Origin of the sequence: Micromonospora carbonacea, assembly GCF_014205165.1 — a bacterium.
In the GTDB taxonomy this organism is placed as follows: domain Bacteria; phylum Actinomycetota; class Actinomycetes; order Mycobacteriales; family Micromonosporaceae; genus Micromonospora; species Micromonospora carbonacea.
On sequence record NZ_JACHMZ010000001.1, the window covers coordinates 2,043,013 to 2,057,361 of the forward strand.

Genomic DNA, 14,349 nt, shown 5'->3' on the forward strand with positions numbered 1-14,349 from the left:
ACCGGCTCCGGCGTCGCGCGGCGTCGGCGCGGGGCGCATTCGCCTCGGCGTGGCGGTGGGGGTCGGCGCGCCCGGCGACCGCCGGGCCGGAGGTCATGCACGCACAGTGACGAAGCCTGTTCCCGCGGTGGCGGTCGAAGGTGGGCGTCACCCGATGTCGCGGCGGCCGGGCGGCGGCGCGGGGTGCCCGGCAGGCGCGCCAGCCTGCTGGTGCAGGGTCGCGTTGATGGCTTCGGTCAGCAACTCGTTGACCAGCTCGGCCTGCTTGTCCCTGCCGGCCATGTCCAGCCGCCAGCGCAGGAGGGCCAGGATGGTGCGGATGTCGTGGAGCTCGGTGCGCAGTTCGCCTTCGGGAGGGCCCGGGTGCAGGTCCCCGCAGGCGGCTCTCACCGCCGCGGCGGTGACGTATGCCCCGACTGAAAGACCGGCTTTGTCGGCCGCCAATTGGACCAGCCGCAACTCGTCGTCGTTGAAACGTAGCGGGCCGACGCGATGGTCTCGTCGTTGTTTCGTCTTAGCCCGCCGATTGGCCGTCGACCTGGTCATGACGAGTCCTCGCCCCTGCTAGCGCCGCCCTGGTGCACACATCTGCGGGCAAGAATACGCCCTGCGTGTGGTCGGGCACAGGTTTGCGACTCGGGGCGCGGTTCCGCACGCACCCGTCGGCGCGGTGAATCCGTGGGCCGCAACTCATCGGCCGGGCTCCGAGCTCTCGGGGCCGGATTGGACCCGAGGTCTTGTCCCCGGTGGCGCGGCCATCGGCGGGACCGACGACCGGGTGGGCCGGACGCGGTCACGCGCCGGCGGCCCTCGTGCCCAGGGCGTCGTCGGCGGCCCGCGTGGCCGGGGACCGTCCCCGGTCGCCGTGGGTGGCGGCGACCCGACGGGGACCCCGGCGGCCGACGTCGCCGCCCCGGGCCGGCGCGCCCCGGGACGCCGCCTCCACCGGCCGTGACGGAACAGCGGCGGCTCGAAATGCTCCCAGCCGTTGCGGAAACGGCGCTTTTGCCATGCCGCCGTCAATCGGGACGACGGCGGCGCACAAATGATCCGGCAGGCGCCCGGGATCACCCTCAAGATGGCATTCCGCCATCGAATCCCGGGGCATCAAGAGCGCCCCCCCGAGCGGGCGTACGCGCAATGCAGTTCGCTTCGGTGTCTGCGGGGTTCGATTCGGAAACCAGGTTCGGGAAGGTGGGTGGGTCACGGCTCGGGACGCCGGCCGCGGGGCGCGGGCCGCCCGGCCGGTCGCGCCGTCGTCGCCCCGGCCGGAGAGATCCCCGCCACCCGGGCGGTTCCGCCCCGCGCGGCTGCTGGAGGTCGCCGAGCCGTCGGCGATAGGGTGGGCCGACCGATCTCGACAACCCATGATCCGACCCGGGGGGGCGCCACGCATGGGCGATTCGTTCGCGCATCTGCACGTGCACACCGAGTACTCGATGCTCGACGGTGCGGCCCGGCTGAAGGACCTCTTCGCCGAGGCCAACCGGCTCGGCATGCCGGCGGTCGCGATGACCGACCACGGCAACATGCACGGCGCGAACGACTTCTACAAGCAGGCCATGGCCGCCGGGATCACCCCGATCCTGGGCGTCGAGGCGTACGTGGCGCCGGAGTCGCGCTACCACAAGGCGCGGGTGAAGTGGGGCCGGCCGGAGCAGAAGAGCGACGACGTCTCCGGTAACGGCGCGATCACCCACATGACGATGTGGGCGGCGAACAAGACCGGGCTGCACAACCTGTTCACCCTCAACTCGCGCGCCTCCATGGAGGGCCACTACGTCAAGTGGCCCCGGATGGACATGGAGCTGATCGCCGAGCACGCCGAGGGGATCATGGCCACCACCGGGTGCCCCTCGGGCGCGGTGCAGACCCGGCTGCGGCTGGGCCAGTTCGACGAGGCGATCAAGGTCGCCTCCGCGTACCAGGACATCTTCGGCAAGGACAACTACTTCCTGGAGCTGATGGACCACGGCCTCTCCATCGAGCGCCGGGTCCGCGACGGGCTCACCGAGATCGGCAAGAAGCTCGGCATCCCGCCGGTGGTGACCAACGACTCGCACTACACGCACGAGGCACAGGCCGAGGCGCACGACGTCCTGCTGTGCGTGCAGACCGGCAGCAACATCGCCGACCCCAACCGGTTCCGCTTCGAGGGCGGCGGCTACTTCATCAAGTCCGCCGACCAGATGCGCGCCGTCGACTCCTCCGACCTGTGGCTCCAGGGCTGCCGCAACACGCTGCTGGTGGCGGAGAAGGTCGACCCGGCGGGGATGTTCGAGTTCCACAACCTGATGCCGCGGTTCCCGATCCCCGACGGGGAGACGGAGGAGTCGTGGTTCCGCAAGGAGACGTTCAGGGGCCTGGCCCGGCGGTTCCCGGGCGGGGTCCCCGAGGGCCACGTGGTGCAGGCGGAGTACGAGCTGGGCGTCATCATCCAGATGGGCTTCCCGTCGTACTTCCTCGTGGTCGCCGACTTCATCCAGTGGGCCAAGAGCCAGGGCATCGCGGTGGGCCCGGGCCGTGGCTCGGCCGCCGGCTCCCTGGTGGCGTACGCGTTGGGGATCACGGACCTGGACCCGATCCCGCACGGGCTGATCTTCGAGCGGTTCCTCAACCCCGAGCGGGTCTCGATGCCGGATGTCGACATCGACTTCGACGAGCGTCGGCGCGGTGAGGTCATCAAGTACGTCACCGACAAGTGGGGCGAGGACAAGGTCGCGCAGATCGCCACCTTCGGCACGATCAAGGCGAAGGCCGCGATCAAGGACTCGGCGCGGGTGCTGGGCTACCCGTACGCGGTGGGGGACCGGATCACCAAGGCGATGCCGCCGGCGGTGATGGGCAAGGACATCCCGCTGTCGGGCATCTTCGACCCGAAGCACCCGCGCTACGCGGAGGCGGGGGAGATCCGGGGCCTGTACGAGTCGGACCCGGACGTGAAGAAGGTCATCGACACGGCGAAGGGCATCGAGGGGCTGATCCGGCAGACCGGCGTGCACGCCGCCGGGGTGATCATGTCGGCGGAGCCGATCATCGAGCACATCCCGCTGATGCGGCGCGACTCCGACGGGGTGATCATCACCCAGTTCGACTACCCGACGTGCGAGTCGCTCGGGCTGTTGAAGATGGACTTCCTCGGCCTGCGCAACCTCACGATCATCGACGACGCGGTTAAGAACATCCAGCTCAACCACGGCAAGGACCTGGACCTGCTGGGCCTGGACCTGGACGACAAGGCCGCCTACGAGCTGCTGGCGCGCGGCGACACGCTCGGGGTGTTCCAGCTCGACGGCGGGCCGATGCGGTCGCTGCTGCGGCTGATGAAGCCGGACAACTTCGAGGACATCTCCGCCGTCCTCGCGCTGTACCGGCCGGGCCCGATGGGCGTGGACTCGCACACCAACTACGCGCTGCGCAAGAACGGCCTCCAGGAGATCACGCCGATCCACCCGGAGCTGGAGGAGCCGCTGCGGGAGATCCTCGCCCCCACCCACGGCCTGATCGTCTACCAGGAGCAGGTGCAGCGGGCCGCGCAGATCCTCGCCGGCTACACCCTGGGCCAGGCCGACCTGCTGCGGCGGGCGATGGGCAAGAAGAAGAAGGAGATCCTCGACAAGGAGTTCGTGCCGTTCCGGGACGGCTGCCGCGAGCGCGGCTACTCCGACGAGGCGATCCAGGCCGTGTGGGACGTCCTCGTGCCGTTCGCCGGGTACGCGTTCAACAAGGCGCACTCGGCGGCGTACGGGCTGGTGTCGTACTGGACGGCGTACCTGAAGGCGCACTACCCGGCCGAGTACATGGCGGCGCTGCTGACCTCCGTCGGCGACGACAAGGACAAGATGGCGCTGTACCTGTCGGAGTGCCGGCGGATGGGCATCCAGGTCCTCCCGCCCGACGTGAACACCTCCGCCGGGCCGTTCACCCCGGTCGGCAAGGACATCCGGTTCGGCCTCGCGGCCATCCGCAACGTCGGGGCGAACGTGGTGACCTCGATCATGCGGTGCCGCCAGGAGAAGGGCGAGTACGCCGACTTCTACGACTTCCTGGCCAAGGTCGACGCGGTGGTCTGCAACAAGAAGACCATCGAATCGCTGATCAAGGCCGGCGCGTTCGACGTCATGCAGCACAGCCGCAAGGGGCTGCTCGCCGTGCACGCCGACGCCATCGACGCGTACGCCGACGTCAAGCGCAAGGAGGCCGTCGGCCAGTACGACCTGTTCGGCGCCGGCTTCGGCGACGCCGAGACCGCCGGCGGCAACACCACCGTCATGCCGACCATCGGCGAGGCCGAGTGGGACAAGCGCGACAAGCTCGCCTTCGAACGCGAGATGCTCGGGCTCTACGTCTCCGACCACCCCCTGTTCGGCCTCGAACACGTCCTCGGCGCGGCGGCCGACTGCACCATCGCCGCCCTCTCCGAGGAGGGCACCGTCCCCGACGGCGCGGTGGTCACCCTCGCCGGCATCCTCTCCGGCGTGCAGCGCCGCGTCACCAAGCAGGGCCGGGCGTGGGCGTCGGCCACCCTGGAGGACCTGGCCGGCGGCGTGGAGGCCCTGTTCTTCCCCAACACCTACGAGGTGATCGGCCAGTACATCGCCGAGGACGCCATCGTCGTGGTCAAGGGCCGGGTCGACCGCCGCGACGACACCCCCCGCATCATGGCGATGGACATGCAACTGCCCGACGTCACCAGCAACCCGGGCAGCAAGCCCGTCACCCTCACCATCCCCGTGCACCGCTGCACCCCGCCCCTGGTCGAACGCCTCAAGGAGACCCTCGTCCTGCACCCCGGCGACACCGAGGTCCACGTCAAGCTCCTCAACGGCGGCAAGACCACCACCCTGCGCCTCGGCCCCTTCCGGGTCGCCGCCACCACCGCCCTGATGGGTGACCTCAAGAGCGTCCTCGGCCCGGCCAACGTGAGCTGACCCGTGACCGGCACCCCACCCGGCATCGCTGCCGGGAACCCGTCCGTGCGGGTCCGCGACTTGGTCCCGACCTACCTCGAGTACGCCCGCGCGGCCGACGACGCCTCCCCGGCTCGCCGGTCCGAGCTGTGGCGGTCCCGCTACCTCGACCGGCACCCGGACGTCTTCGCCGCCGCCCTCGACCGGGCGGGGGAGTGGTCCGGCGGCGACGACCTGCCCGCGGCGCTGGACCGGCTGACCGAGACCCGCGCCGACCTGTCGAGTAGAGCTGTCCGGCTGCGGGCCGAGTTGCCCGATGCGGTTTGTGCGGTGGCCGGGGCACTGGGCTGGGCCGACGACCGCGATCCCCTCGAGTGCGTGACGCTCGTCGGCCTGCACCGGGCGAACGGCTGGGCGGACCGCCTCGACGGCCGGTACGCCCTCTTCCTCGCCGTCGAGCAACTCGACAATCCCGCCGAGGAGCGGCTGCTGGTGCACCACGAGGCCGCGCACGTCGTCCACGACCGGCTTGCGACCATCAGGGACTGGCCGGATCACGGCGTCGCCGCCTCGCTGCTGGCCGAAGGGTTGGCCACCGAGGTCACCACGGAGACTGTTGCGGGCCTTCCCGACGAGGCGTACCTGTGGTTCCACCGCCCCGGATACGAGCCGTGGCTCGCCGAATGCCGGAGTCGGTGGGCGGAGATCCTCGACCGGATCATCGCCGACCTCGACGCCACCACCCTCGACCGGCACGCACCATACTTCCTCATGCGGAACCTGCCCGACGGCGGCGACCTGCCAAAGCGCTGCGGTTACCTGGTCGGCCTGCGGGTGGTCCGTGAACTGCGGCAGGCCCACCCACTTCCGGAGATCGCCCGATGGGATCTCGACCGGGCCGTGCCCAAACTGCGCCGCGCCCTCGGCGCGCTCGCCGCCACAGCCTGACGGGTCCCCGCAGCGGCCACCGTCGCCGGATTGGCGCTCACGACGGCGGCCTGGGCTCGCTACCGTCGGTGGCATGGAGTTGGAGCAGGCACGCAAGCTGTGGCAGCCGCAGCCCGGCTGGCTGAACACCGCCAGCTACGGGCTGCCGCCCGAGCCGGCCTGGGCGGCGGTGCAGGAGGCCCTGGCCGACTGGCGGACGGGGCGTACCTCCTGGGAGGGCTGGGACGACGCCACCCGGCGGTCCCGGGCGGCCTTCGCCGGGCTGGTCGGCGTGGCGCCCACCGACGTGACGGTCGGCAGCACCGTCGCCGGCCTCCTCGCCCCCGTCGCGGCGGCCCTGCCGGCCGGCGCCACCGTCGTGGCCCCCGAGGTGGAGTTCACCTCCAACCTCTTCCCCTGGCTGGCCCAGGCCGAGCGGGGGGTGCGGGTGCGCACCGTCCCGCTCGACGGCCTCGTCGACGCGATCGACGCCGACACCGACCTGGTCGCGTTCAGCCTGGTGCAGTCCGCCGACGGCACCGTCGCCGACTACGACCGGATCGTCGCCGCCGCCCGGGCCCACGACGCGCTGGTCGTCGTCGACGCGACCCAGGCGTGCGGCTGGCTGCCGTTCGACGCCGGCCTGGCCGACGTGGTCGCCGTCGGGGCGTACAAGTGGCTGATGGGGCCGCGCGGATCGGCCCTGGCCTACCTGGCGCCGGCGCTGCGCGAGCGGCTGCGCCCCGACGGCGCCGGCTGGTACGCGGCCGAGGACCCGTTCTCCGCCTTCTACGGCCCGCCGCTGCGGCTGGCCGCAGACGCCCGGCGGTTCGACCAGTCCCCGGCGTGGTTCAGCTGGATCGGCACCGCCCCCGCCCTGGAACTGCTCGCCGAGATCGGCCTGCCGGCCGTGCGCGAGCACGACGTGGCGCTGGCCAACCGGTTCCTCGCCGGGCTGGGCCGCCCGCCCGGCGACAGCGCGATCGTCGCCGTCGAGGTGCCCGGCGCGCAGGAGAAGCTCGAACGGGCGGGCATCCGGGCGGCGGTGCGTGCCGGCCGGATCCGGGCGTCGTTCCACCTCTACACCACCGACGCCGACGTCGACCTGGCCCTCGACGCGCTGGCCGGCTGACGTGGTTGCCCTGCCGGCCTGCTCGCCCGCGGGCCGGCTGACCTGCTGACGCGCCGCCGGCCCGGCCCGACTGCCGGCTGACGCCGGCCGTGGGCCGGCGCCGGTCGCGGCGGCGGCGCCCGCGCCCGCGCCGCATCCGAATCGCGCCGCCCGGACGAACCCCTGGTAGTGACCGTCTACCCGGGGGTACGTCGTGCTGACCGACTCGATGCCGGCCGAGGTCGTCGAGACCGCGCGCAAGCGCCTCTCCGCAGCCGCCGAGGACCTCGACGCCAACGAGGTCGCCGCCCTGCTGCTGGCGCTGGCCGCCGACCACGGGGTGCTGGCGTCCTGGCAGCAGGTCTGCGTTCCGCTGCTCGCCGCGCTGCGGGGCCACACGGCGGCCGAGGTCGCCACCGAACACGCCCTCTCCGAGGGCGTGCGCATCGGCCTGGACGTGTTCCGTCGCGAGCCCGCCCGGCAACTGCCCACCGGCGGCGTACTGCTCGCCGGGGCCGAGCACGAGACCCACTGCCTCGGCCTGCACGCGCTCGCCGCCTCCCTGCGGGAGCGCGGGCGGGGCGCGCTGCTGCTCGGGCCCGCGCTGCCCTGGACGGCGCTGGCCTCCGCCGTGCGCCGGGCGCGTCCGCACACCGTCGTGGTCTGGTCGCAGACGCCGGTCACCGGCCGCGCGTACCGGCTGGTCCGCTTCGGCCGCGACACCCCGGGCGTACGCGTGCACGCGGCCGGGCCGGGCTGGATCGAACCGCTGCCGCCCCCGTCGACCCGCCTGACGACCCTGGCGGCAGCCACCGCCACCTGCCTGCAAGGAAGGGCCCCTTGTTAACGCTTTCTGTATAGGAGGGGCCCCTTCCTAACACTCGGCTGCCCGGGGGTGCGGACGCCGCCGGCCGGGCCCCCCGTGGTGGGGGCCTGGCCGGCGGCGTGTGTGCGTTCGCTGGGTCAGCTGTTGTTCCAGTGCTGGGTGACGAGGTCGGCGGCCTGCTGTTCCCACTGGGCGTAGGCGTCGGGGTAGGCGGAGACCTGGACGGTCTGGGCGGCGTCGGTCAGCGGCATGTCCTGCCAGCCGTCGACCTGTCGGAGGCCCTTGAGGAATGCGGTGGTGGCGTACTGGGGGTCGGTGATCTGCTCCGGGGTGCCCCAGCCGCTGGAGGGGCGCTGCTGGAACAGGCCGAGGGAGTCGTGGTCGTTGCGGTCGCCGAGGTGGCCCAGGTTCTCCAGCTTCGACTCCTGCAGGGCGGTGCCGATCGAGATGACGGCGGCCCGCTCGTCCAGGCCGGTCTTCTTGGTGGCGGCGATGATGGCCTTGGCGTTGGCGGTCTGCTCGGCGTCGAGGTCGATGCGCGACTGCGCGCCCTGCACGCCGTGGGGGATCAGCTTGCCGCTGTCCACGGTCTTGTCGGCCTGTACGGCGGCGACGGGCCGGGCGTCACCGGTGCCGGTGTCGGTGGTGGTGGCGTGGTGGATGGGGCCGGCGGCGAGGCCACCGGCGAACGCGAGTCCGGCGATGCCGAGGACGCTCTTGCGCAGGATGGTCGTGTTCATGGGGGTGACTCCAATCCGGGGGTCGACACCAGCCCTGGGGTGGGCGGGTGTGAGCACCACGTCGAGGCGCCCGAACAACGAACAGGGGGGAAGAAGAAGGAGGGGGCGGCTGCCTTGCGGCGCCGGGTCCAGGTGTAACGACCGGCGACCGGCCCGCATTCCGGGGAGATGACCTCGGGGGAAGGGCCTCGGGGGCACTGCCTCGGCCCGGTGGCGGGCGGGAGGCGGCCCCGCACGGGGGACGCGGTCCGGCACAGGGGTGCGCCAGCCTGGCCGCGACCCGGGGGCCTGCCTGCGGGATCCGGGGCCTGCCGGATCCCGGGGACCCGGGATGCTGCTGCGGTCGTCCGTCAGGTGTAACGACCCCGGCCCGGCCGGGATTCCGGGCCGGGGGTGCGGCCGGTCACCCCGCCCGTTCCGGTGGAGGGGTGACGGGATGTCGGGCAGGTGGCGGTATCAACGGCGCGGGATACCCCCGCCTGCCCGACATGAAGTCGATCAACCCAGTCATGCCGGCCCCACACCACGGCGCCGGGTCGGACGAACCGCCCAACCGGGCCGTCGGGTGGCGCGATGTCGGGCAGGTGGGGGTATCCCGGCGCGTTGATGCCGCCATGTCGCCGACAGGGAGTCGATCAACAGGGGCGGGCTTCAGGTTGACGCGTGACGTGGGGCACAAACGATACGATCCGGTTCCGTATCGTAAACGGTTCGCCTAGCCTCGTCAGAGTTACGATCCTGCCCCGTATCGTATTTCGGGACGGGCGAACCGGGGGAGAGGAACGGCCCATGCAACCGCACGAGAACTCCGGACATCCGAGGCGGTGGGCGATCCTCGGGGTGCTGGTGATCAGCCTCCTCGTCGTCGTCCTCGACAACACCATCCTCAACGTCGCCCTGCGTACCCTCGCCGACCCGGTGCACGGCCTCGGGGCGAGCCAGGGCGAGCTGGAGTGGGCGATCAACTCGTACACCCTGGTCTTCGCGGGTCTGCTCTTCACCTTCGGCGTGCTCGGCGACCGCGCCGGGCGCAAGCGCTTCCTGCTGGTCGGGCTGGTGCTGTTCGGGCTGTCGTCGCTGCTGTCGGCGTACGCGCAGAGCCCGGCCCAGCTCATCGGCGCCCGCGCGCTGATGGGCATCGGCGGGGCGGCGATCATGCCGGTGACCCTGTCGATCATCTCCAACGTCTTCGACCCCCGGGAGCGCGGCCGGGCGATCGGCGTGTGGGCCGGCGCGGTCGGCCTCGCCGTGGCGATCGGCCCGATCCTCGGCGGCGCGTTGCTGGAGCACTACTGGTGGGGCTCGGTCTTCCTGATCAACGTGCCGGTGGTCGCTGTCGGGGTGGTCCTGGTCGCCCTGCTGGTGCCCGAGTCCCGCGACCCCGACCCGGGGCGCGTCGACGTTCTCGGCGTGCTGCTGTCGGTGGTGGGCCTGGTGGCCCTGACCTACGGCATCATCGACGGCGGCGAGCACGGCTTCGGCCGGCCCCTGGTCTGGGTGTCGATCCTCGGCGGCCTGGCCGTGCTGACCTGGTTCGTGCTGCTGGAGCTGCGCAGCGACCACCCGTCGCTGGACGTCCGGCTGTTCCGGGTGCCCCGCTTCGCCGCCCCGGTGGCGCTGGTCGGGCTGGTCTTCTTCGCCGCCATGGGCGTCATGTTCTTCAGCTCGTTCTATCTGCAACTGGTCCGCGGCTACACCCCGTTGCAGACCGGCCTGCTCTTTCTGCCCTTCGCCGCCGCCCAGCTCGTCTTCGCCCCGCGCAGCGCGGCGATGGTCCGCCGGTACGGGGGCCGGGCCGTCGCGGCGGTCGGGCTGGCGCTGACCAGCGTGGCCCTCGCGGCGTTCGCGTTCATCGACGCGGGCACCCCGATCTGGGTGGTCCTGGTGGTCTTCCTCCTCCAGGGCATCGGCATGGCCAACATCATGCCGCCGGCCACCGAGTCGATCATGTCGGCGCTGCCCCGGGAGAAGGCCGGCGTCGGGTCCGCGGTCAGCAACACCGTGCGCCAGGTCGCCGGCGCCCTCGGCGTGGCCGTGCTCGGCTCGGTGCTGTCCGCGGTCTACCGGGACGACGTCGCCCCGGCCCTGCGCGGCCTGCCGGCGGGGGCCCACGAGGCGGCGAGCGAGTCGATCTCCGGCGCGTACGCGGCGGCCGGGCAGCTCGGTCCGGGCGGGCCGACCCTGGTGACGGCCGCCAACGACGCCTTCGTCTCGGCGATGCACTGGGCCGCGGCGCTCTCCGCGGCGGTGGCCGTGCTCGGCTTCGTGGTCGTGCTGCGCTGGATGCCCGGCCGGGCCCTCGACCGGGTCGCCGGCGCGCCGGCGGCGAGCGAACCCGAGTTGGCCGGAACAGCATAGGTCCGGGAAGAATGTCGGACATGACTTCCGCCGCCGAGGCTCCGCGGTCGCCCGGGCGACCGCGGAGCAGCCGCGCGGACGAGGCGATCGTGGAGGCCACCCTCGACCTGCTGGCCGAGGGCAGCACGATCGAGGCGCTCTCCATCGAGGCGATCGCGGCCCGCGCCGGCGTCGGCAAGGCCACCATCTACCGCCGCTGGCCGGGCAAGGACGCGCTGCTGCTGGACGCGCTGCGTCGGCTCAAGGGCGTGCTGCCGAACCCGGCGGGCCACTCCGTGCGGGACGACCTGGTGCTGCTGGTCGGCGCGGTCGGGCAGAACATCGACCCGCGCGCCGCGAAGATCTTGCCCTGCCTCGTGCCGGAGGTGAACCGCAGCCCCGACCACTTCCGGCTCTACCAGAACATCATCGCGCCCCGGCGGCAGCTGATGCGCGAGGTGATCCGCCGGGGGGTGCGCCTCGGCGAGCTGCGGGCCGACCTCGACATCGAGATGGCGATGGCGCTGCTCACCGGGCCGATGCTGATGCAGCGGTTGCTGCGCTGGCACCCCGAGCTGGACGACGTCCTGCTCCCGGACCGGATCGTCGACGGCATCCTGGACGGCATCCGGGCCCGCTGACGCACCCGCGCCGGTCGGCGAGCCGTCGCCCCGCGCAGGTCCGCGAGCCGTCGCCCCGGACCCGTCAGGGCGACGGCTCGCGGAGCCGGTGCAGGCGCAGCGCGAGCTGCACCTCCAGGGCCCGGCCGGGCTTCTGCCAGTCGGGGCCGAGCAGCTGGCCGACCCGTTCCAGCCGCTGGGTCACCGTGTTGACGTGCACGTGCAGCAGCTCCGCCGCCCGGGCCAGGCTGCCACCCACCCCGAAGTACGCCTCCAGGGTCTTCACCAGCGCGGTGCCCCGCCGGGCGTCGTAGTCCACCACCGGCCCGACCGTGCCGGCGATGAACCGGGCCACGTCCCCGTCGCCCCGGTCGCCGACCGTCCCCAGCAGCAGCCCGACGAAGCCCAGCTCGGCGGTGCTGGCCCCCTGCCCGGTCCGGCCCAGCGCGCCGAGCGCCGTCAGGCAGCGGTCCGCCTCCTGGAAGATCGCCGCCAGCGAGGCCGGGTCCGTCGACGGGCCGCTCGCCCCGGCGGTCACCGGCCGGCCGGTCACCCGGGACAGGTCCCGGGACACCGCGCGGGCCGCACCGCCCGCGTCCCGACCGGGCAGCATCAGCACCACCCGGCCGTCGCGCGCCGCGGCCAGGCCGCCGCGCGTCGAGGCGTACGTGGTGGCCCAGGAGAGCACCCGCTGCCGGGCGGAACCCGTCGCGGCGATCGCGTCGTCGCCGACCGCCACCAGCACGTGCGGGGCGTCCAGGTCGACACCGAGGCGGCGGGCCCGGCTGCGCAGGGCGTCGGTGTCGGCCAGCGGCCGGGCGATCAGGTCGTCGAGCAGCTCGCCCCGCACCCGCCCCTCGGCTTCGGCCACGGTGCGGCGGAACAGCAGCAGCAGCGCGGTCACCAGCGCCGCCCGCTCCAGGATGCGCTGGTCGGCGTCGACCAGCTCGCCGTCGGGGCGCAGCACCAGCGCGCCCAGGTTCTCCGTGCCGGCGACCACGGCGGCGTACCAGAAGGGGCCCCGGCGGACGCTGCGCCCCTCGGTCCGCGACGCCGCCACGGCCTCCACCAGGTCCGCCCGGTCCGGCTCGTCGATCCGGCCGACCCGGGCCAGCCGCCGCCCGTGGGCGTCCAGCGCCAGCAGCGCCCCGCCGAGCACGTCGGTGACGGCGGACGCCACGTCCTCGACCCCGCCGCCGCGCAGCACCAGCGCCGTCATCCGGTCGTGCGCCGCGGCCGCCCGCTCGACGGAGCTGCTGTGCGCCCGGATGGTGGTGTTGGCCGCCGACAGCTCCGCCAGCGCGGCCCGGGTCTCGGCCAGCAGCCGCGCCGTGTCGATCGCCACCGCGGCGTGCGCCGCGAGGGACACCAGCAGCGACACCTCCTCCCGGGCGAACGGCCGGGCGGAGCGGTTGGCCGCGTACAGCACGCCGATCGAGGTGGAGCCGAGCCGCAGCGGGACGCCGAGGATCGCCACGAGGCCCTCCTCGCCCACCCCGGCGTCGATCTCCCCGGTGTGGTGGAAGCGTTCGTCCTCGGGGTAGTTCGCGGTGACGTACGGGGTGCCGGACTGGGCCACCAGGCCGCCCAGGCCCGCGCCCATCGGCAGCCGCAGCCGCTGGAACCGCGCCGAGATCGACCCGTCGGTGACCCGCATGTACGTGTCGCCGCGCTCGTCGTCGTCGAGCGTCATGTACGCCACGTCCGCGCCGAGCAGGTGCCGGGCCCGGTGCACGATCGCCCGCAGCACGGCGTCGAGGTCGCGCAGCCCGGCCAGGTCGCTCGCGGTGTCGTACAGGCCGGACAGCTCGCTCTCCCGGCGGCGTCGGCGCTCCAGCAGCGCGCGGACCCGCAGCGCGACCACCTTCGCCTGCTCCAGCTCGGCGAGCCGGTCGGGGGGCGCGCCGGCCGCGCGGGCCGCCACCAGCGGGCCCTCGAACTCCACCGCGGCGGCCTCCCGGGCGAGCAGTTCCAGGAACTCCACCGGCGACGACATGACCGACATTGTGCGCGAGGCCACTAGTTCGCCGTCCAGCCCCCGTCGAGGGCGATGGACGCGCCGGTGATGAACGCGGCCGGTGGCGCGCACAGGTACGCCAGCAGCTCCGCGACCTCCTCCGGCTCGATCAGCCGCTTGATCGCCGCCCGGGCCAGCATGATCTTCTCCACCACCTCGGCCTCGCCGATGCCGTGGGTGGCGGCCTGGTCGGCGATCTGCCCCTGCACCAGCGCGGTGCGCACGTACGCGGGGTTGATGCAGTTGGCGGTGACCCCGTGCGCCGCTCCCTCCAGCGCGACCACCTTCGACAGCCCCTCCAGGGCGTGCTTCGCCGACACGTACGCCGACTTGTACGGCGAGGCCCGCAGCCCGTGCACGGAGGAGATGTTGACGATCCGCCCCCAACCCCGGGCGTACATGTGGGGCAGCGCCCGGCGCACGATCCGGAACGGGGCCTCCACCATCACCCGGTGGATGTACGCGAAGCGCTCGGGCGGGAAGTCCGGCACCGGCGCGACGTGTTGCAGCCCGGCGTTGTTGACCACGATGTCCACGTCGGCGTCGAGCCGGTCCACCGCCGCCGGGTCGGCCAGGTCGACCCGCACGGCCCGGCCGCCGGCCAGCGCCGCGACCTCCTCGGCCGCGCCCGCGTCCCGGTCGAGCACCAGCACGTGGGCCCCGGCCGCCGCGAGCCGCAGGGCGCAGGCCCGGCCGATGCCGCCGCCACCGCCGGTCACCAGCGCGGTCCGGCCGGCCAGGTCGACGTGTACGACGTGGGGGCCCGCCACGGGTTCTGCCGTCATGGCGCACAAAGCTACGAGCTGGGTGGCCGGGGGCACATGGGGGCGGGACACATACTCGACGCCCCGGCTGTGTGCT

The 14,349-nt window shown here is 73.1% G+C and carries 11 protein-coding genes; 6 read left to right on the forward strand and 5 right to left on the reverse strand.

What is annotated here, in order from left to right:
• Window positions 1-147: 147 nt before the first annotated feature.
• Window positions 148-546: a hypothetical protein gene (locus tag HDA31_RS09045; RefSeq protein ID WP_178065604.1), complete on the reverse strand. Its 399-nt coding sequence runs from the start codon at window positions 544-546 to the stop codon at window positions 148-150.
• Window positions 547-793: 247 nt separating this feature from the next.
• The gene (locus tag HDA31_RS09050) at window positions 794-946 is read right to left on the reverse strand and encodes a hypothetical protein (protein WP_178065603.1); all 153 of its coding nucleotides are present in this window, start codon (window positions 944-946) and stop codon (window positions 794-796) included.
• Window positions 947-1,394: 448 nt separating this feature from the next.
• On the opposite strand from HDA31_RS09050, the gene dnaE reads away from it, so the two are divergent.
• From dnaE to HDA31_RS09070, 4 genes are all read left to right on the forward strand, one after another.
• Window positions 1,395-4,931, forward strand: coding sequence for a DNA polymerase III subunit alpha (dnaE, locus tag HDA31_RS09055; RefSeq protein WP_178065602.1), 3,537 nt, complete (start codon window positions 1,395-1,397; stop codon window positions 4,929-4,931).
• Between the two features lie 3 nt (window positions 4,932-4,934).
• Window positions 4,935-5,858, forward strand: coding sequence for a DUF2268 domain-containing putative Zn-dependent protease (locus HDA31_RS09060; protein ID WP_246383996.1), 924 nt, complete (start codon window positions 4,935-4,937; stop codon window positions 5,856-5,858).
• A 73-nt stretch (window positions 5,859-5,931) separates the two neighbouring features.
• The gene (locus HDA31_RS09065) at window positions 5,932-6,969 is read left to right on the forward strand and encodes an aminotransferase class V-fold PLP-dependent enzyme (RefSeq protein ID WP_178065601.1); all 1,038 of its coding nucleotides are present in this window, start codon (window positions 5,932-5,934) and stop codon (window positions 6,967-6,969) included.
• A gap of 193 nt (window positions 6,970-7,162) precedes the next feature.
• Window positions 7,163-7,795, forward strand: a complete 633-nt coding sequence (locus HDA31_RS09070; RefSeq protein WP_246383995.1) for a transcriptional regulator — start codon at window positions 7,163-7,165, stop codon at window positions 7,793-7,795.
• Between the two features lie 116 nt (window positions 7,796-7,911).
• Here the strand turns inward: HDA31_RS09070 and HDA31_RS09075 are convergent, their stop codons facing one another.
• Window positions 7,912-8,514 carry a hypothetical protein gene (locus HDA31_RS09075; RefSeq protein ID WP_178065600.1) on the reverse strand — a complete coding sequence of 201 codons (603 nt, stop codon included), beginning with the start codon at window positions 8,512-8,514 and terminating at the stop codon, window positions 7,912-7,914.
• Between the two features lie 789 nt (window positions 8,515-9,303).
• Here HDA31_RS09075 and HDA31_RS09080 point away from each other — a divergent pair.
• Window positions 9,304-10,872, forward strand: coding sequence for an MFS transporter (locus tag HDA31_RS09080; RefSeq protein ID WP_178065599.1), 1,569 nt, complete (start codon window positions 9,304-9,306; stop codon window positions 10,870-10,872).
• 11 nt (window positions 10,873-10,883) lie between these two features.
• Window positions 10,884-11,492, forward strand: a complete 609-nt coding sequence (locus HDA31_RS09085) for a TetR/AcrR family transcriptional regulator (RefSeq protein ID WP_178065598.1) — start codon at window positions 10,884-10,886, stop codon at window positions 11,490-11,492.
• A gap of 64 nt (window positions 11,493-11,556) precedes the next feature.
• Here HDA31_RS09085 and HDA31_RS09090 read toward each other — a convergent pair whose 3' ends face one another.
• Both HDA31_RS09090 and HDA31_RS09095 read right to left on the reverse strand, forming a co-directional pair.
• On the reverse strand, window positions 11,557-13,476 hold the full coding sequence (locus HDA31_RS09090) for a helix-turn-helix domain-containing protein (protein ID WP_178065597.1): 1,920 nt from the start codon (window positions 13,474-13,476) through the stop codon (window positions 11,557-11,559).
• Window positions 13,477-13,490: 14 nt separating this feature from the next.
• Entirely contained in the window at window positions 13,491-14,273 is a 783-nt protein-coding gene (locus HDA31_RS09095; RefSeq protein ID WP_074478718.1) for a 3-hydroxybutyrate dehydrogenase, read from the reverse strand.
• Window positions 14,274-14,349: the final 76 nt, after the last annotated feature.